The 17,957-nt window shown below is 63.9% G+C and carries 16 protein-coding genes; 6 read left to right on the top strand and 10 right to left on the bottom strand.

The annotated features are described in order from the left end of the window. The first annotated feature begins 395 nt into the window (after positions 1 to 395). Positions 396 to 1,286 carry a LysR substrate-binding domain-containing protein gene (locus CQ13_RS05395; protein ID WP_057841970.1) on the top strand — a complete coding sequence of 297 codons (891 nt, stop codon included), beginning with the start codon at positions 396 to 398 and terminating at the stop codon, positions 1,284 to 1,286. Between the two features lie 53 nt (positions 1,287 to 1,339). Here the strand turns inward: CQ13_RS05395 and CQ13_RS40540 are convergent, their stop codons facing one another. Continuing rightward, a complete protein-coding gene (locus tag CQ13_RS40540; protein ID WP_197427249.1) occupies positions 1,340 to 1,609 on the bottom strand; it encodes a hypothetical protein in 270 nt (89 codons plus the stop codon). Positions 1,610 to 1,886: 277 nt separating this feature from the next. On the opposite strand from CQ13_RS40540, the gene CQ13_RS05390 reads away from it, so the two are divergent. The 3 genes from CQ13_RS05390 (at position 1,887) to ilvD (ending at position 6,046) form a co-directional block, all read left to right on the top strand. Then, the gene (locus CQ13_RS05390) at positions 1,887 to 2,816 is read left to right on the top strand and encodes a glycine/sarcosine/betaine reductase selenoprotein B family protein (RefSeq protein WP_057841969.1); all 930 of its coding nucleotides are present in this window, start codon (positions 1,887 to 1,889) and stop codon (positions 2,814 to 2,816) included. 55 nt (positions 2,817 to 2,871) lie between these two features. Next, positions 2,872 to 4,065 carry a CaiB/BaiF CoA transferase family protein gene (locus tag CQ13_RS05385; RefSeq protein WP_057841968.1) on the top strand — a complete coding sequence of 398 codons (1,194 nt, stop codon included), beginning with the start codon at positions 2,872 to 2,874 and terminating at the stop codon, positions 4,063 to 4,065. 136 nt (positions 4,066 to 4,201) lie between these two features. After that, complete coding sequence (ilvD, locus tag CQ13_RS05380) at positions 4,202 to 6,046, top strand: dihydroxy-acid dehydratase (RefSeq protein WP_057841967.1); 1,845 nt, start codon at positions 4,202 to 4,204, stop codon at positions 6,044 to 6,046. A gap of 90 nt (positions 6,047 to 6,136) precedes the next feature. Here the strand turns inward: ilvD and modC are convergent, their stop codons facing one another. The 5 genes from modC to mepA all read right to left on the bottom strand — a co-directional run bounded on the left by modC (position 6,137) and on the right by mepA (position 9,989). Continuing rightward, positions 6,137 to 6,802 carry a molybdenum ABC transporter ATP-binding protein gene (modC, locus tag CQ13_RS05375; RefSeq protein ID WP_057841966.1) on the bottom strand — a complete coding sequence of 222 codons (666 nt, stop codon included), beginning with the start codon at positions 6,800 to 6,802 and terminating at the stop codon, positions 6,137 to 6,139. A 3-nt stretch (positions 6,803 to 6,805) separates the two neighbouring features. After that, the gene (gene modB, locus CQ13_RS05370; protein ID WP_057841965.1) at positions 6,806 to 7,501 is read right to left on the bottom strand and encodes a molybdate ABC transporter permease subunit; all 696 of its coding nucleotides are present in this window, start codon (positions 7,499 to 7,501) and stop codon (positions 6,806 to 6,808) included. Continuing rightward, positions 7,501 to 8,286 carry a molybdate ABC transporter substrate-binding protein gene (gene modA / locus CQ13_RS05365; RefSeq protein ID WP_057842086.1) on the bottom strand — a complete coding sequence of 262 codons (786 nt, stop codon included), beginning with the start codon at positions 8,284 to 8,286 and terminating at the stop codon, positions 7,501 to 7,503. The genes modB and modA overlap by 1 nt, the downstream gene beginning before the upstream one ends. Before the next feature lie 201 nt (positions 8,287 to 8,487). Further along, positions 8,488 to 9,012: a Spy/CpxP family protein refolding chaperone gene (locus CQ13_RS05360; RefSeq protein WP_057841964.1), complete on the bottom strand. Its 525-nt coding sequence runs from the start codon at positions 9,010 to 9,012 to the stop codon at positions 8,488 to 8,490. Beyond that, positions 9,009 to 9,989 (bottom strand): penicillin-insensitive murein endopeptidase, encoded by a 981-nt coding sequence (gene mepA, locus CQ13_RS05355; RefSeq protein ID WP_057841963.1) that lies wholly within the window; start codon positions 9,987 to 9,989, stop codon positions 9,009 to 9,011. The genes CQ13_RS05360 and mepA overlap by 4 nt, the downstream gene beginning before the upstream one ends. Before the next feature lie 198 nt (positions 9,990 to 10,187). Here mepA and CQ13_RS42545 point away from each other — a divergent pair, with 198 nt between their 5' ends. Then, positions 10,188 to 10,358, top strand: a complete 171-nt coding sequence (locus CQ13_RS42545) for a hypothetical protein (RefSeq protein ID WP_156433514.1) — start codon at positions 10,188 to 10,190, stop codon at positions 10,356 to 10,358. Positions 10,359 to 10,633: 275 nt separating this feature from the next. After that, positions 10,634 to 12,838: a putative bifunctional diguanylate cyclase/phosphodiesterase gene (locus CQ13_RS05350; protein WP_082637328.1), complete on the top strand. Its 2,205-nt coding sequence runs from the start codon at positions 10,634 to 10,636 to the stop codon at positions 12,836 to 12,838. A 52-nt stretch (positions 12,839 to 12,890) separates the two neighbouring features. Here the strand turns inward: CQ13_RS05350 and CQ13_RS05345 are convergent, their stop codons facing one another. From CQ13_RS05345 to lepA, 4 genes are all read right to left on the bottom strand, one after another. Next, positions 12,891 to 13,283: a DUF1801 domain-containing protein gene (locus CQ13_RS05345; protein ID WP_245309026.1), complete on the bottom strand. Its 393-nt coding sequence runs from the start codon at positions 13,281 to 13,283 to the stop codon at positions 12,891 to 12,893. A gap of 80 nt (positions 13,284 to 13,363) precedes the next feature. Beyond that, positions 13,364 to 14,536 (bottom strand): acyl-CoA dehydrogenase family protein, encoded by a 1,173-nt coding sequence (locus CQ13_RS05340; protein ID WP_057841962.1) that lies wholly within the window; start codon positions 14,534 to 14,536, stop codon positions 13,364 to 13,366. Positions 14,537 to 14,575: 39 nt separating this feature from the next. Continuing rightward, on the bottom strand, positions 14,576 to 15,811 hold the full coding sequence (locus tag CQ13_RS05335; RefSeq protein ID WP_057841961.1) for an MFS transporter: 1,236 nt from the start codon (positions 15,809 to 15,811) through the stop codon (positions 14,576 to 14,578). Between the two features lie 322 nt (positions 15,812 to 16,133). Next, positions 16,134 to 17,945 carry a translation elongation factor 4 gene (gene lepA / locus CQ13_RS05330; protein WP_057842083.1) on the bottom strand — a complete coding sequence of 604 codons (1,812 nt, stop codon included), beginning with the start codon at positions 17,943 to 17,945 and terminating at the stop codon, positions 16,134 to 16,136. Between the last annotated feature and the right edge of the window lie 12 nt (positions 17,946 to 17,957).

Genomic DNA, 17,957 nt, shown 5'->3' with positions numbered 1-17,957 from the left:
GCCTTGTCTTCCGGCGACATGCTCGTGCTTCCAAGAAAATGTGAACTCAATTGAATGAAATCAGCAGCTTGGCCGTACTGTCGCGGCGGCATCTGTATGGCGGCACGTTGCGAGGGCGGTGATTGCCGTGATCACTCGTGCAAACGCGGCGTGAATAGCTGCCGACCGTGCAATCCGCGCTTCCCGAATGATTCGATCCTTCAGTGCGAGGAAATCGGCTGGCGACATTCGGCTGATATCGGGTGGGCTCGTCTCGATCCGGTTTATCGTGTGCGTCATGGACTCGATCCTTCGTCCTTGCGTCGTCTGAAACGATGAGGTGCGATGGGTTTACGATGAGGCGGTAATCACATAAAATGAATAATAATGATCATTATGATCTTCTGGAGAGATATATGGACCTGTCCGATTTGAAGATCTTCAGCGCTGTGGTCCGTGAGGGTGGCGTGACTCGCGCGGCGCAACGGCTGTATCGGGTTCAATCCAACGTGACGACGCGCATTCGCCAGCTCGAAGAGGAACTCGATGTTCCGCTTTTCATACGCGAGGGAAAACGCCTGCATCTGTCACCGGCGGGACGGGTATTGCTGGACTACGCGGACCGGCTGCTCGCGCTCGCCGGCGAGGCGCGTAACGCGGTTCAGGATCCGAGGCCGCGCGGAGTCTTCCGTCTCGGCGCCATGGAGAGCACCGCCGCGGTCCGCTTGCCCGGGCCGGTGAACGAGTATCATCGCCTTTATCCGGACGTGGTGCTCGAACTCCGCACCGGGAATCCCACGGCGCTTTCGAAGGCGCTTCTGGCCAATGAGCTCGATGCGGCGCTGGTGACCTTGCCGATTGCCGAGGCGCTGTTCGAAAAGGTTGCCGTGTTCGAGGAAGAGCCGGTGATCGTCTCCGCCGCCGACACCCCGGCGATCGGCAAAGGTAAGAACGCGTACTTTCCGAGGACTATCCTTGCCTTCGAGCATGGCTGTCCGCATCGCAAACGGCTGGAAGATTGGTATGCGCTTCGAAATCAGATGCCGGAGCGCACCATCGAACTGGGTTCCTATCATGCGATGCTTGGGTGTGTCGTTGCCGGTATGGGTGTTGCCCTGCTGCCGAGAAGCGTGCTGACGACGTTTCCAGAAAGCCGGCGGCTGAAGGTCCATCGCTTACCGCCGGGCGAGAACCGCGCCGACACCTACCTGATCTGGCGTAAGGGCGCCGATTCGCCAAAGGTGCACGCGCTGCGTGATCTGCTGGCGAAGCAACGGGCCAGGTCTGCAAGGAAGGCATTGCGATGAAGAGAAAGGCCCCAGCCGTCGGCTGAGGCCTTCCCGTCACGTGCTATACGCGCTCAATAGATGTAGGGAGCGCAGACATACACGGTACGCGGACCATACTTGGTGAAGATGGTCTTGTAGCAGCTTCCGCCAACATAGAACGACGTTCCAAAGTGGCGATGGCCCCAGTGACCATGCCCATGATGTCCATGCCCATGATGACCATGGCCGTGGTGACCATGGCCGTGATGGCCACCATGCTTGCCGCCGGCGGATGCCGGTGCGACCGCAGCCGCGGTCATGGCAATGGCGGCGACGGCAGCGAGGGTAATCTTACGAAACATTTCTGTTCTCCGCTCCAGGCATGATTGCCTGATATGCCTGTGAGACGTGCCCGGGGCGGAGAAAGTTCGAGGGATTTTCATGAACGCGCGTTCACGTGTGACCTACCGCACGCAGCAAGCGTTTAGTGGCATCCCGCCTTCGCTCGTGCGGTCAGGAATCGCGATCCTGCGCAGGTCTGATGCAATATCCGCGGTTGAGGAATGAACCGGGTATCATTAGCCTGTGGGGCAAGGCCGCTTCACGGCCGCACGGTGGAAACGCAGGAGAGACACAACAATGTCCGGCCCCTCTGACGACCCACTCGGCTTTGCACCCGATTATGATTCTCCCGTTCCCTATATGCAGCGGACCCGCGACTACTACGCGGCGATTGGCTACACCACGCCCTACCGTTGGGCGCATTATGTCGACGCGCCGTTCCAGCCGCTGAAAAAGCCGCTCGCGCAATCGCGCGTCACCATTGTCACCACGGCCGCCCAATATGATCCCACCAAGGGCGATCAGGGACCGGGCGCGGCGTACAACGGCAGCGCCAAGTTCTACCAGGTCTATGACGGCGACACTTCGAAAGATCACGATTTGCGTATCTCGCATATCGGCTACGACCGCAAGCACACCACGGCCACCGACAGCGGCACCTGGTTTCCGCTACCGCAGCTTCTGAAAGCCAAGGCCGCGGGGCGGATCGGCGAGGTCGCGCCGCGCTTCTTCGGGGCGCCGACCAATCGCAGCCACCGCGTCACCATCGACGTCGACGCGCCCGATATCCTCGCCCGCTGCCTCGCCGACAAGGTCGATGCCGCCGTGATCGTGCCGAACTGCCCGGTCTGCCATCAGACCTCGGCGCTGGTCGCGCGTCACCTCGAAGCCAACGGCATCGCCACCGTGGTGATGGGCTGCGCCAAGGATATTGTCGAATACGCGGCGGTGCCGCGTTTCCTGTTTTCGGACTTCCCGCTCGGCAATTCCGCCGGCAAGCCACATGATTTGGAGTCGCAGGCGCTGACGCTCGAACTGGCGCTGCGGCTACTCGAATCTGCGCCCGGCGCGCGCACCACGATGCAGTCGCCGCTACGCTGGAGCGAGGATGCTTCCTGGAAGCTCGACTACAACAACATCTCGCAGATGAGCCCGGAAGAGTTGGCGCGCCGCCGCGCCGAGTTCGACAAGCAGAAGGAAATCGCGCGCGGCAACCGTGCGGCCTGACGATGCCAGCCGCCGCGAAGACAAAAAAGCGACGAGCCGTTAGGAGGATGCTCCTTTGACCCGACCGTTCGAAGGCGTGAAGATTCTCGACTTCACGCAGGTGCTGGCTGGCCCCTATGCGAGTTACCAGCTCGCGCTGCTCGGGGCCGACGTCATCAAGGTGGAGCGGCGCGAGGGCGAGGACATGCGCCGCACGCCGCTGAGTCGCGAATGGGCCGAGCGCGGCCTCGCGCCGGGCTGGCAGGCGATCAACGGCAACAAGCGCAGCCTGACACTCGACCTCTCGAAGCCGGAAGCGATTGCCATCGCCAAGCAGCTCGCCGCCCAGGCCGACGTGGTGATGGAGAATTTTCGTCCCGGCGTGATGGATAAGCTCGGCATCGGCTATGCCGCGCTGTCTGAGATCAACCCGCGGCTGATCTATTGCGCCATTTCCGGCTTCGGCCAGACCGGGCCGGAGCGGCTGGGCGCCGGCTATGACGGCAAGGTCCAGGCGCTATCCGGCATCATGTCGATCACCGGCCATCCCGAGACCGGGCCGACGCGGGCGGGCTTCGCGGTTTGCGACGTGCTGTCCGGCGCGACCGCAGCCTTTGGCGTGTCGAGCGCGCTGTTCCAGCGCACCCATACCGGCAAGGGCCAGTTGGTCGACGTCTCGATGCTGGAGGCGACGCTGGCGTTTCTGTCCGGACAGGTGGCGGACTATTCGGTCGCCGGCCACCGTCAGCAGCTTTCCGGCAATCAGGCCGTGAGCCGAAGACCCACCGCCAACCTGTTCAAGGCCGGCGACGGATATCTGCTGCTCGCCGTCAACAGCGAAAAGCAATACCGCGCCTTGATGACCGCGCTCGGCCGCGCCGATGCGCTTGAGGATTCCCGCTTTGCCGACTGGTTTGCCCGTCAGGAAAACGAGCCGGCGCTGCGGGCCATCATCGAGGAGGCGCTGTCCAGGAAGGAGCCGCGCGAGTGGGAAAAGCTCCTGGAAGCCGCAGGCGCGCCCTGTGCCAGCATCTGGAAGATCGAGGAGGTGATCGACCACCCGCAGATCGCCGCGCGCGGCGCCATTCAGGAGATCGATACGCCCTATGGCCAACTGCGCTTCGCCGGCAGCGGCTTTCAGCTCGCCCATGGCGGCGGAAGGCTGGACCGCATGGCGCCCGCGCTCGGCGCCCACACCGACGAGGTGCTGGCCTCGCTCGGCTATGACACGAAGGCGATCGCGGAACTGCGCGCGGGCGAGATCGTCTAGCGGTAGCCGGGGCAGGGGCGTCTGGCTCCTGTCCCGTTTTGAGCATGCCTGCGCATGGCGACCCTGCACCAAGCCGCTTTAAGCGGCCGGGCTTACCGTCTAAAAGACGCCTTTCCCGATCCAAGAAGGATAGATCATGCCCGCCTATCGTTCCCGAACCACGACCCACGGCCGCAACATGGCGGGCGCCCGCGGCCTCTGGCGCGCCACCGGCATGAAGAACGAGGACTTTGGCAAGCCGATCATTGCGGTGGTCAACTCCTTCACCCAGTTCGTGCCTGGCCACGTGCACCTGAAGGACCTCGGCCAGCTCGTCGCGCGCGAAATCGAGAAGGCGGGCGGCGTCGCCAAGGAGTTCAACACCATCGCGGTCGACGACGGCATCGCGATGGGCCATGACGGCATGCTCTACAGCCTGCCGTCGCGCGAAATCATCGCCGACAGCGTCGAATACATGGTCAACGCGCATTGCGCCGACGCGATGGTCTGTATCTCCAACTGCGACAAGATCACGCCCGGCATGCTGATGGCGGCGCTGCGCATCAACATCCCGACCGTGTTCGTCTCGGGCGGTCCGATGGAATCCGGCAAGATCAACCTCAAGGGCAAGGTCCGCGCGGTCGACCTGATCGATGCCATGGTCGCAGCCGCCGACAGCAATGTCAGCGATGCGGACGTGGAAGTGATCGAGCGCTCGGCCTGTCCGACATGCGGATCGTGTTCGGGCATGTTTACCGCCAATTCCATGAACTGCCTGACCGAGGCGCTTGGCTTGGCGCTGCCGGGTAACGGCTCGGTGCTGGCGACGCATGCCGACCGCAGGGGATTGTTCGTCGAGGCCGGGCACCTGATCGTCGACCTGGCGCGGCGATATTACGAGCAGGAGGACGAAACCGCGTTGCCGCGGGCGATTGCCAACTTCAAGGCGTTCGAGAATGCGATGACGCTCGACATTGCCATGGGCGGCTCGACCAACACCGTGCTGCATTTGCTGGCGGCGGCTTACGAGGGCAAGGTGCCGTTCACGATGCAGGACATCGACCGGCTGTCGCGGCGGGTGCCGGTGCTGTGCAAGGTCGCGCCGTCGGTGGCGGACGTGCATCTGGAAGACGTGCACCGCGCCGGCGGCGTGATGGCCATCCTCGGCGAACTCGATCGCGCCGGGCTGCTCAACCGCGGCCTTCCGATGGTTCACTCCAAGACGCTGGAAGACGCGCTGTGCCGCTGGGATATCAAGCAGACGAAGAGCGAAAGCGTCCGCAAGTTCTTCACGGCGGCGCCGGGCAATGTGCCGACGCAGGTCGCCTTCAGCCAGGAGCGCCGGTTCGAGGAACTCGATACCGACCGCGCCACGGGCTGCATCCGTGACGCCGCGCATGCGTTCTCCAAGGACGGTGGCCTCGCGGTGCTCTCGGGCAACCTCGCGCTCGACGGCTGTATCGTGAAGACGGCGGGCGTCGACGAGAGCATTTTGAAGTTCGAAGGACCGGCGCGGATTTTTGAAAGCCAGGATGCCGCGGTCGAAGGTATTTTGGGCGGCAAGATCAAGGCCGGGGACGTCGTCGTGGTTCGCTATGAGGGGCCCCGCGGCGGTCCCGGCATGCAGGAGATGCTGTATCCGACCAGCTATCTGAAATCGAAGGGCCTCGGAAAGGTCTGCGCGCTGATCACCGATGGCCGGTTCTCCGGCGGCTCCTCGGGCCTGTCGATCGGACACGTTTCGCCGGAAGCGGCTGAGGGCGGCCTGATCGGCCTCGCGGCAGACGGCGACCTGATCAAGATCGACATCCCCGCGCGCTCGATCAGCCTCGTGGTGGATGACGCCACGCTGGCGAAGCGGCGCGAAGCCATGCTGGCCCGCGGGGCGGACGCCTGGAAGCCCGCCAAGAAGCGCAGCCGCAACGTGTCGATGGCGCTGAAGGCCTATGCCGCGCTGACGACGAGCGCGGCCCGCGGCGCGGTGCGGATCGTTCCGGAATGAGCGATAGAGCGAGATGACTTTCGTCATCCCGCTCTATCCCTTTTGTTTGAGCATGATCTTTTTCGGAAAACCGATGCCCACTTTTCCGGATCATGCTTGTGTCAGCACCTTGACGCCGCCGAGCGCGGTGACGCGGCCGCGCTTGAGCATCACGATCTGCGTCGCGAGCTGGCGCAGCTCGGCCGCGTCGTGGCTGACATAAACCATGGGGATGCCTTCGTCGCGCAGCCGCACCAGGTAGGGCAGGATTTCCTCCTTGCGGCCTTCGTCGAGCGATCCCAGCGGCTCGTCCAGCAGCAATAGCCGCGGCTTCGATAACAGCGCGCGGCCGAGCGCGACGCGCTGGCGCTCGCCGCCGGAGAGTTTTCCGGGACGGCGATCGAGCAGATGGCCGATATCGAGCAGGTCGGTGATGCGCGTGAATTGCGCGGGATCCGCCGCGAGACGGTTCATGCGCCGGCCGTAGTCGAGGTTTTGCCGCACGTCGAGATGCGGAAGCAGCCGGGCGTCCTGAAACACGTAGCCGATCCGTCGCCGATGCGGCGGCACGTGGACGCCTGCGGATGTATCATCGAGCGTCTCATCGTCGAGTGCGATGATGCCACGATCGGGCCGCAACAGCCCTGCGATCATGTTGATCAGCGAGGTCTTGCCGGCGCCGGATGCGCCGAACAGGCCGGTGACGCGGCCTTGGCTCTCGAAGGAAGCCTCAAGCGAGAATTCGCCGAGCTGCTTGGTGACGTCAACGCGCAGCATGGGTCAATTCCCGTGCAGGCGCTGCGTGGCGCGCCGCGCGAACCATTCGGACGCCATCAGGGCGCCCATCGAGATCACGATCGAGATCAGCACCAGTCGCCCCGCCGCGGCATCGCCGTCCGGCGTCTGGATCAGCGAGTAGATCGCCGATGAAATGGTCTGGGTTTCGGCGGGAATGTTGGAGACGAAGGTGATGGTAGCGCCAAACTCGCCGATTGCCTTGGCAAAGCCGAGCACCATGCCTGCGAGTACGCCCGGCAACGCCAGCGGCAGGGTTACCGTCGCAAACACCTGCCACGGCGCCGCGCCGAGCGTGCCTGCCGCCTGCTCGAGGCGACGGTCGACCGCCTCGATCGAGAGCCGGATCGGCCGCACCAGCAGCGGAAATGACATGATGCCGCAGGCGAGCGCGGCGCCGGTCCAGCGAAACGCGAAGACGATGCCGAGATGATCGGCGAGCCACGCTCCGACCAGGCCACGGCGGCCGAAGGTCAGCAGCAACAAATAGCCGGTGACGACCGGTGGCAGCACCAGCGGCAAATGGACCAGAGCGTCGAGAACCGATTTGCCCCAGAACTCACGCCGCGCCAGCAGCCATGCCAACGCGATGCCGAACGGCGTCGCCACCAGCGTTGCGATGATGGCCACCCGCAGCGACAGCAGGATGGCGGTCCATTCGGCCGGCGAGATCTCGAACATCAGGTTGACGGGCTGACGAGGAATTTGAAGCCGTATTTTTCAAAAATGGCCTTCGCCGCGGTCGAGCGCAGGAAGGCGAGATAATTGGAGGCTTCCGGCTTCGCGGTCGTCGTCGCCGCGACGGGATAGATGATCGCGGAATGGGAATCGGCCGGAAAGGCGCCGACGATTTTGACGCCGGGCTCGACCTTGGCGTCGGTGGAATAGACGATGCCGAGTGCAGCCTCGCCGCGCGCCACCAGCGTCAGCGCGGCGCGAACGTCGACGGCCATCGCAAATTTCGGCTCGGCGGCCTGCCATGCGCCGAGCTTCTCCAGCGCCGCCTTGGCGTATTTGCCGGCGGGCACGGATTTCACGTCGCCGGTGGCGATCCGGCCGTCGCTGGCGAGTTTTGCAAGATCGAAGCCGGGGCCGATGTTCACATTGTCAATTTTCGAATCCTTCGGTGCGATCAGCACGATGCTGTTGCCGAGCAAATTGACCCGGCTCGGTTCGTTGATGGTTTTCTTTCCGATTGCGTAGTCCATCCAGTCGGTATCGGCGGAGATGAATACATCGGCCGGTGCGCCCTGTTCGATCTGTCGGGCGAGCGCAGAACTGGCGGCGTAGCTGACGGTGATCTTGGCGGCCGTCTTCACGGCATAGGCGGCGTCGATCTCGTCGAGCGCATTCTTCATCGAGGCCGCGGCGAAGATGGTCAGCGATTTGTCCTGCGCGGCGGCGGGTGAGGGGATAGCTGCCAGTGACGCGGCGAAGGCCAGGACAAGGCCGGCAAGACGATTCATCGGGCGCTCCATGCATGATTGCGAGCTGCGGTTGCCGCGCGCAAGACAGGCGTTGGTTGGGGTAAGGCGACCATCGGAAGCGCCGTTCCGGTATTCCCTGAAAGACTTGCGGTCGATCGGGATATCGCCAGCCCTGACAATAGTCAGGATGGGAAAGGAGGTAAAGGCGGCTGCACCGGCTTGCAAGGTGCAGCCTGGCCGTCAATGGTGATGGGGTCGCTTGTGCCCGCCACCGCTGTAACCCCGCAGCTCCGCATACCTGGTCATCTGCGACGGGGTTAAAATGCTGCCGGTCGACAAGTGATATTTCAGATGGGTCTCGCGCAGCACCCCTTGCGTGGCGGCAACGGCTGCGGTGGACGCCTTCAGGCTTTCGGGCGTGACGGTGCGGGTGGCAAACTGCTTGTCCAGTTCGGCTTCCTGCTCGATCAGCTTGGCGCCCAGCGGCATCGCTTCGGCCTTCATGGAATCGAACAGCCGCTGCATGCTGGCGCGTTGCTCGGCAGAGAGTTCGAGCTTGTCGGCCAGCTCGAGAACGTGCAACGGCCCTGGATAGCCGTTCAGTTCGGCCGCGAGCGCCAGGCCCATTCCGCGGCCGGCGCCAAGATCGGAAATCTGCTGCTCCGATAGCGCCTTGATCGAGCGCGTCTGCATTCCTGCGTAAGGGGTCTGTGCGTGCACGCTCGTGACAAATGCGATCGATGCAATCAGGGGCCAAATCTTCATCGTCGTTCTCCGGTGGGTCTGCTTGACACTTCGTGTTTGGCATCCGGCGCGTTCAGCACCGTCTTGCAGGCGGGCGGCAGCGCCGCCATCGTCATCGGCGGCTTCGGCTTCGGCGGCACTTTCGGCGGCTTCGGGCGCAGCACGGCATCGCTGAACCAGTAGGCGAGATCGCCCGCGCTGCAGCCTTCGCCCTCGTTCGGCTCGGGCTGGCTCTCGCATTCGCTCGCGCCGGGCGGGCATTTGATGCGGATGTGGACGTGATAGTCGTGGCCGTACATCGGCCGCACCTTGTGGAGCCAGCCGCGGTCGCCCTTGGCTTCGCGGCACAGCGCCTTCTTGATTGCGGCATTGACGAAGATGCGCTGTACGGTGGGCTCGATCGCCGCGGCGCGGATCACCGCAAGATGCGTCGGCGTCCAGGCGTGCGGATCGATATCGAGCCGGTCGCTGCGCACCATCATCACCGCGGACATTTCCTCGCGCTCGTTGCGCGATAGTTGCCGGTTCGGCATCGGCGTCAGCCAGATGTCGGCGTCGAGCCCCACCTGATGGCTGGCATGCCCGGTCAACATCGGCCCGCCGCGTGGCTGCGACATGTCGCCGACCAGTATGCCGGGCCAGCCGGCATCCCGGCGCGCCCTTGCGGCCAGCCGCTTGACCAGTGCGACCAGGTCGGGATGACCCCAATGGCGATTGCGCGACAGCCGCATCACCTGCCAGTTATCGCCGTTGATCGGCAGCCCTTCCGCGCCCGCGATGCAGCCATGGGCATAGAACCCGTGCACGCGCGTCGGCATTGCCGTCGGCAGCACCTTGCGGCCGAACAGTTCCTTGGCGGCGATGTTGGGATCGTTGGGATTTGCCAGCGGCGGCAGCGGTTTTGGATGGACCGTGCCCTTGTCCTGCGCCCATGCGCTTGCGGCATGGGCGGCGGCTAGCAAGATTATCAGGGGGATCAGAAACAGGCGCGGGTGCATTGGACCAGAGAGTTTCAGGGATCACTCAGTTCGCGCAAACGTAGCACGAAATCGGCAACAGGGGAGAGGCGCGGCTAGCACAATTGCGTGGTCCCCGCTCCAGCGCAACAATCCGCGCAACATCCCGCATCGGGACCAGCCGAGCGGCTGAGACGCGAGCGGGTAGCGGCCGTTCAGCGCGGTGCGCGCGAGAATGGGATGCGCTACGACTCGTCCTACGCCGATCTCGACGTGCGCGATGCCGAGATATCAGCCCATGCGGCGTTCCGCAGGCGGCTTTGCGATCACGACGTGGTGCCGGAAGCGCAGCCGCAGCATCTTCGCTGTACTAAACAGTCGTTGCACGCGGTCGTATTAACCGCGCGATAACCCTCTCGGTCACTGACGGACATTTATGCGCACGTTCGGCGTTTCGCGCATTCCTTGTGCATCCGTCGCGCGAGAAGCTGTGCCCGGCGGCCGCGCGTCGATTACGCCCCGTGGATCGGCGGTCTGCACCGAGCTTGTACACGCAAAGCGTGTGCGTGCCCTTCTTGTCAGGCGGCGCATGAGCGCGTGCGGTAGCAGTTTATACGACAAGAGATACCTTTTTTTCAGAGAGTTATCTGAAAACTTTGCACGCACAGTGCGAGTAGAGCGTAGTAATGCCGAAGAAGCCAAAAGCTACCAGGAAGCCGAAACAGTTGATTGTCCGTTTTCCTGGCCGACCGGCAAAGCCCGCTGCGAAGCTGTCCGCCAATCGCCGGCCCGCGACTGGCGAGGCCGTGCGCAAGGCCGCCGAGGTCAAAGCCGCGCTTGCGGAGGCGCGCAAATCGCACGAGCGCTTGCGTGAGGCGATCGATATCCTGCCGCAGGGGATCGTGTTTCTTGACGCCGACGGCCGTTACATTCTCTGGAACAAGAAGTATGCGGAGATGTACAGCCGCAGTTCGGACCTGTTCAGGCCGGGCGTGCGGCTGGAGGATACGATCCGCGTCGGCATCGCGCGGGGCGATTACCCGGAAGCGATCGGGCGCGAGGAAGAATGGATCGCCGCGCGGCTCAAGAAGCTATTTCAGCCGGGCGAGCAGCATGAGCAACGGCTGGCCGACGGCCGTGTCATCCTGATCGATGAACGGCTGACCGGGGATGGCGGCATCATCGGGTTGCGCGTCGACATCACCGAGTTGAAGCAGCGCGAGGCTTCGTTCCGGCTGCTGTTCGACAGCAATCCGGTCCCGATGATCGTCTGCGCACTGGGTGACGAACGAATTCTCGCCGTCAACGACGCCGCAATCCAGCACTATGGTTACAGCCGCGGTGAATTCGAGAAGCTTACGATCCGCAACCTGCAGGCCTTCGACGTCGAGCCGCCATGGGCCGGCGAACACGCCGGCGACGAGCGCGCGGCCCACGCCTGGAAGCATGTCAGGGGCGACGGCGCGCTGATCGATCTGGCGATCTATTCGCGCCAGCTTGTTTACGGCGATCGGCCTGCGGTCCTGCTTGCGCTGCTGGACACCACCGAGCGCAAGCGCGCCGAGGCGCGGCTGACGTTCATGGCCCAGCATGACGGGCTGACCGGGCTACCGAACCGTAATCTGCTCCGTCAGCAGATGGACGACATCCTGCTGCGCACCCGCCGCAACGCCGAGAAGGTGGCGGTGCTCGTGCTCGGCCTCGACCATTTCAAGGCGGTCAACGATACGCTCGGTCACGGCATCGGTGACAAGCTGCTGCGCGGCGTCGCCAAGCGATTGCAATCGATGCTGCGCGAGGAAGATGCGCTGGCCCGGCTCAACTCCGACGAATTCGCTGTCATCCAGAGCGGGGTGACGCGACCTGAGGACGCGATATCCATGGCGAGGCGCCTGTTGGACGCGATCGCTGACCCCTATCTTCTGGACGGGCATTCGGTCGTCATCGGCGCCAGCATTGGCGTTGCGATGTCGCCCAGCGACGGCGATGAATCCGAGAAACTGCTGAAGAACGCCGACCTTGCATTGTCGCGCGCCAAGAACGATTCCCGCGGCACGTTCTCGTTCTTCGAAGCGGGAATGGATGCGCGCGCCCAGGCCCGCCGCAAGATCGAAACCGACCTGCGCGAGGCCGTGCACACCGGTGCGCTGCGACCCTATTACCAGCCGTTGGTTGATCTCGCGAGCGGGCGCATCACCGGTTTCGAAGCGCTGGTGCGCTGGCCGCATCCCGAGCGCGGCATGATCTCGCCGGCCGAGTTTATCCCCGTTGCAGAGGAGACCGGGCTGATCAACGCCGTCGGCGGCTTGATGCTGCGCCGCGCCTGCACGGATGCGGCGCAATGGCCCGATGACGTCCGCGTCGCGGTCAATCTGTCGCCGCTGCAGTTCCGCGTCGGCAATCTCTTGTCGCTGGTCGTGGAAACATTGGAGCAGTCCGGCCTGCCGGCGAAGCGCCTGGAACTCGAGATTACCGAGACGCTGCTATTGGAAAAGAGCAGTGAGGTGCTCGCGACGCTGCATGCGCTGCGCGCGCTCGGCGTTCGCATCTCAATGGACGATTTCGGCACCGGCTATTCCAGCCTGAGTTACCTGCGCAGCTTTCCGTTCGACAAGATCAAGATCGATCAGTCCTTCGTGCGCGACCTCGTCGCCAATCCCGACGCGCAGGCGATCGTGCGTTCGATCATCAGCCTCGGCAAGGGCCTCGGCGTCACGATCACGGCGGAAGGCGTCGAGAGCGAGGCCGAAGTAAATTGCCTGCGCAACGAGGGATGCCACGAGGGACAGGGTTTTCTGTTCAGCCGTGCGCGGCCCAACGCGGAGATCGTCAGCCTGTTGAAGACGCAAGGCAACTGGAGCGCGCCGGCGGGTGCGGCGCTGGTGGCGTGATTTGAGGCCGTCATTCCGGGTCTGGTGCTAGTGCACCATCGCGGAATGACGGTCATCTCCCCCTCCGCTTCCTCGCATGATACGTCAGCGCCAGCGCCACGCAGTGGCGCAATTCCGCCTCGGGCAGCTTTTCACCGGCGTCAAGCAGAATGCTGCGGTTGCCGCCGTAGCGCAGTTCCGGATACAGCTCGCGAAAGGTCTCGACCAGATCGGTCTGGCAGTGAAAATAGACCGCGTAGCGGCCGGCTTCCGCCTTCACCTGGTCGATCCGGATCGTGCTGCCGCTCTTGCTCTCGGTCGTGAGATAGCTCGGCTGGCCCCATTTCAGCGTCTCTTCCAGGGAGCCGACGCCCTCGGTGGTCCTTGCGGTGTCAAAAATCAGCCGGCGCAGCGCCAGCAGTTTTGCCCTGACCGGATTGGGATAGGCCTTGAAGACGGCTTCCACCACAGCGTCCCGAGCGGCAGCGCTCGGCCGGATGCGAGCGGGCGGAAGCCGTCTCTTGCGTGCCTGTCGGGCCGGCTGCTTCATCGCGTCGTCGGCGGTGCGTCGAGATTGCCCGCGAGGATCGCCCGGCCGGCATCCTCATAATGGGCGTCACGGCCCTGGATCTGCTGCGCGATCGCGTGCATGTCGCGAAAGCGGCGCTCGAACTTGTTGGCATTGAATACGGCCGTTGCGCCCGTCATGTGATAGGCGGTGTCGACCACGGCGGCCGATTGATGGATCGTCCATGTCGAGGCGATGCGCAACGCCACGCGATGGGCTTCGGTGATAACAGCGCCTTGCGATAGATCATGCCACACATCCGCTGCTGTGGCATAGAGATAGGCGCGCGTGGCGCGCAGTTGCGCCTCGGTGCGGCCGATCAGCCCCTGCACGGCGTTGTTGTCGCGCATCGCCTTTGACGCTTGCGGTGTCTTGCCCCGGGCAAGATCGATCGCCGCATCGAGCGTGGCGCGGGCGACGCCGAGCGAGGTCGCTGCAAAGCCCATGCCGAAAACCATGTTGGTAGAGAGCTTGTACAGCGGCCCGCTCTCGCGCAGCGCCGCCGGATCGTCGCGCAGCGCTGCGAACTTTTCCGGGATGAACAGATTGTCGACCGAATAGGAATCGGTGCCGGTGCCGCGCAGGCCGATCACGTCCCAGACGTCGTGCATCGTGGCGCTGGTTACCGGAAACAGGATGGTACGAATTTCCGGCGAACCGTCCGGCCTGCGCCGCGGCGTGCCGTCGGCTTCGACGACCCGGACATGGGCGCCGAGCCAGCTTGCCTGCCGCGAGCCGGACGCAAAATCCCAGCGCGCGCTGGCCTTGTAGCCGCCGGGAACCGCCTGCACTTCGTGGTTGATCGCGCCCCAGGCCAGAATGCCGGGTGCAACGTTGAAGATTTCGTTGGCAGCATCGGGATCGAGATAGGCCGCGGTCATGGCGCAGACGCTGCACTGGCCAAGGCACCATGCGGACGAGGCATCCGCCTTGGCGACCTCCTCCTGCATCTGCATGAACGTTTCCAGCGGCACCTCGGCGCCGCCAAAACTTTTCGGCAACAGCGCGCGGTAGAGCCCGTTCTCGATCAGCGCCTGTGTCACCGCTGGAGTCAGGCGGCGGGTCCGCTCGATTTCGTCGGCCTCGCGCATGATCAATGGCGCCAGCGCCCGCGCGCGTTCCACAAGGTCGATGCCGGGCTGCCTGTTCATGCGTTCCTCGCGTTTTCTTCTTCGCTGCGGCGTTCGGTTTCACGCCGCCGCCCGGCCCAGATCGAGCGATGGCTGCGGCGGTCGCTTGGCGGACGGGAAACTCAAGGCTATGGCGACGGCGGCTATACCGATCGTGAAAGAGCCGACATAGAGCCAGCTATAGCCGTGGAAGGCGTCGAATACCCAGCCGCCGGCGAGCGGCCCCAGCGCCATGCCGAGGCTGGCAAAGGCGGAGACGGCGCCGAACATGCTGCCCATGATGCGCACGCCGAAATATTCGCGCACCAGCACGGCGTATAGCGGCATTACGCCGCCATAGGCGAGGCCGAAGACAACCGACAGGGCGTAGAATTCGCCGAGTTGGCCGACCGCGAGATAGGTTGCGATCGCCAAGGCCTGGACGAACAGGCCGCCGACCAGAACGTGCTTGGCGCCGAAGCGATCAGCCAGCAAGCCGAGCAGCAAACGGCCGCCGAGGCCGGAGAAGCCGGCGAGGCTGTAGACCGTGACCGCGGTCAGCGGCGCGATGCCGCAGATCATGGCGTAGCTCACCAGATGGAAGATCGGCCCCGAATGCGCCGCGCAGCAGGCGAAATGCGCGGATGCCAGGATGATGAATTGCGGCGTTCGCAGCGCCTGCGCGACCGTCCACTGCCCGTCAGGCGCGCCCGTCCCATGGGCGGCAGCAGGCGTTGACGGCTCCGGCGGCCGTCGCACCAGCAATGAGGCCGGGATCAACAGCGCCAAGGCGACGATGCCGATTATCAGCATCGCCATGCGCCAGTCATAGGCCGTGATCAAATAGCTTGCGAATGGCGCGACCGTCATCGGCGAAACGCCCATGCCGGCCGACACCAACGCCACCGCGAGGCTGCGGCGATGTTCGACCCAGGCGCTCGCCACCGCGACCATCGGCGCATAGAAGCTGCCGGCCGCAATCCCGATCGAGACGCCGAACGCCAATTGAAATTGCCACAGGCTGGTGGCCTGGCTCGCGCCGATCAGCCCGGCGCCAAGCAGCAGGGTGCCAGACAGGACGACGATGCGGGTGCCAAACCGGTCGGACAGCGTGCCCCAGAAGAACGCTGCCAATCCCATGGCGAGAAAGTTGATCGTCGCTGCCGCCGAGACGCCGCTGCGCGACCATCCCATGGTCTCCGAAATCGGTTGCAGGAACACCGCGAGCGCCAACATCGAGCCGAACGCGACGCAGGTCATCAGCGCGCCTACGGCGACGACGACCCAGCCGTAGGATGAACCGGAGGCCTTGCCCATGCGTTTCCCCGCGCGTGTGCTGTTGTTTATATGCGCGGGATGATGGTGGCCTATTCGCCGCCAGCGCGCAATGCGGTAGAACGCAACTCTCTCATTCGAAAGATCGCTTGATCCAGCGTTGCATTCGCCTCAGCGTCGTCGCCGCGCCGATTCAGCGAAGCCTGCCCGCCCGCGATTGGATGGTGGGCACGCTACGCTTTGCCCACCCTACAAATCCCGATGTCTACTTCGCATGGGGTTATTTTCGATCTTTTTGTTGTGCGGCACGGGAGCCTCAAGACCGGACCTGATCCATCATGCCCTGTTGGTTTCAGCACTCTCCTCAGCTATCCACCTTCAGCGCGGCAATGAACGCTTCCTGCGGGATGTCGACCTTGCCGAACTGCCGCATCTTCTTCTTGCCTTCCTTCTGCTTCTCCAGAAGCTTGCGTTTGCGCGTGATGTCGCCGCCGTAGCATTTGGCGGTGACGTCCTTGCGCAGCGCGCGGACGGTTTCGCGGGCGATCACCTTGCCGCCGATCGCGGCCTGGATCGGGATCTGGAACATGTGCGGCGGGATCAGTTCCTTCATCTTTTCGACCATGGCGCGGCCGCGGCCCTCCGCGCGCGTCCGGTGCACCAGCATCGACAGCGCATCGACCGGCTCGCCGTTGACGAGGATCTGCATCTTGACGAGGTCGGCCACCTTGTAGTCGGTCAGATGATAATCGAACGAGGCATAGCCCTTCGAGACGGATTTTAGCCGGTCGTAGAAATCGAACACGACTTCGTTGAGCGGCAAATCGTATTTCACCATCGCGCGGGAGCCGACGTATGTGAGCTCCTTCTGCGCGCCGCGGCGGTCCTGGCACAGTTTTAGCACACTGCCGAGATATTCGTCCGGCGTGAGGATCGTGGCCTCAATCCACGGCTCCTCGATGTCGGCGATCTTGACAACATCAGGCATGTCGACCGGGTTGTGGATCTCGATCTCCTGCCCATCGGTCAGGTGCATCTTGTAGATCACGCTCGGCGCCGTCGCGATCAGGTTGAGATCGAACTCGCGCGACAGCCGCTCCTGGATGATTTCGAGATGCAGCAGCCCGAGGAAACCGCAGCGGAAACCGAAGCCCAGCGCGGCCGAAGTCTCCATCTCGTAGGAGAAGCTCGCGTCGTTGAGCCGCAGCTTGCCCATTGCCGCGCGCAGCGTCTCGAAATCGTTGGCATCGACCGGGAACAGGCCGCAGAACACCACCGGGATCGCCGGCTTGAAGCCGGGCAGCATCTCGGTGATCGGCTTCTTGTCGTCGGTGATGGTATCGCCGACGCGGGTGTCGGCGACTTCCTTGATCGCCGCGGTAATGAAGCCGATCTCGCCGGGGCCGAGCTCGTCGACCTGCTCCATCTTCGGCGTGAAGAACCCGACGCGCTCGACGTCATAGGCCGCGTTGGTGCCCATCATGCGGATGCGCTGGCCCTTTTTCATCGTGCCGTCGACGACGCGGATCAGCACGACGACGCCGAGATAGACGTCGTACCAGCTATCCACCAATAGCGCCTTCAGCGTCGCGCCGCGGTCGCCCTTCGGCGGCGGCAGCCGGGTCACGATGGCTTCCAGCACGTCGGGAACGCCCAAGCCCGTCTTGGCCGAGATCATCACGGCGTCCGAGGCGTCGATGCCGATCACGTCCTCGATCTGCTGCTTGACCTTGTCAGGCTCGGCCGCCGGCAGGTCGACCTTGTTGAGAACCGGCACGATCTCGTGATTGTTGTCGAGCGCCTGATAGACGTTGGCGAGCGTCTGCGCCTCGACGCCCTGGCTGGCATCGACCACCAAGAGCGACCCTTCGCAGGCTGCCAGCGACCGCGAGACTTCGTAGGCGAAGTCGACATGGCCGGGCGTGTCCATCAGGTTGAAGATGTAATTCTTGCCGTCCTTGGCGCAGTAGTTCAGCCGCACCGTCTGCGCCTTGATGGTGATGCCCCGCTCGCGCTCGATATCCATGGAATCGAGTACCTGTTCCTTGCCCGCCATTTCGCGGTCCGACAGCCCGCCTGTCATCTGGATCAGACGGTCGGCCAGCGTCGATTTGCCATGGTCGATGTGAGCGACGATGGAGAAGTTGCGGATGTTGGAAATGGGCGCAGTTGTCATGGGCGCGGGATA

Source organism: Bradyrhizobium retamae (assembly GCF_001440415.1).
GTDB lineage: Bacteria > Pseudomonadota > Alphaproteobacteria > Rhizobiales > Xanthobacteraceae > Bradyrhizobium > Bradyrhizobium retamae.
Note: the sequence above shows the minus strand (reverse complement) of the source record. Positions and strands in the feature narration are given on the sequence as shown.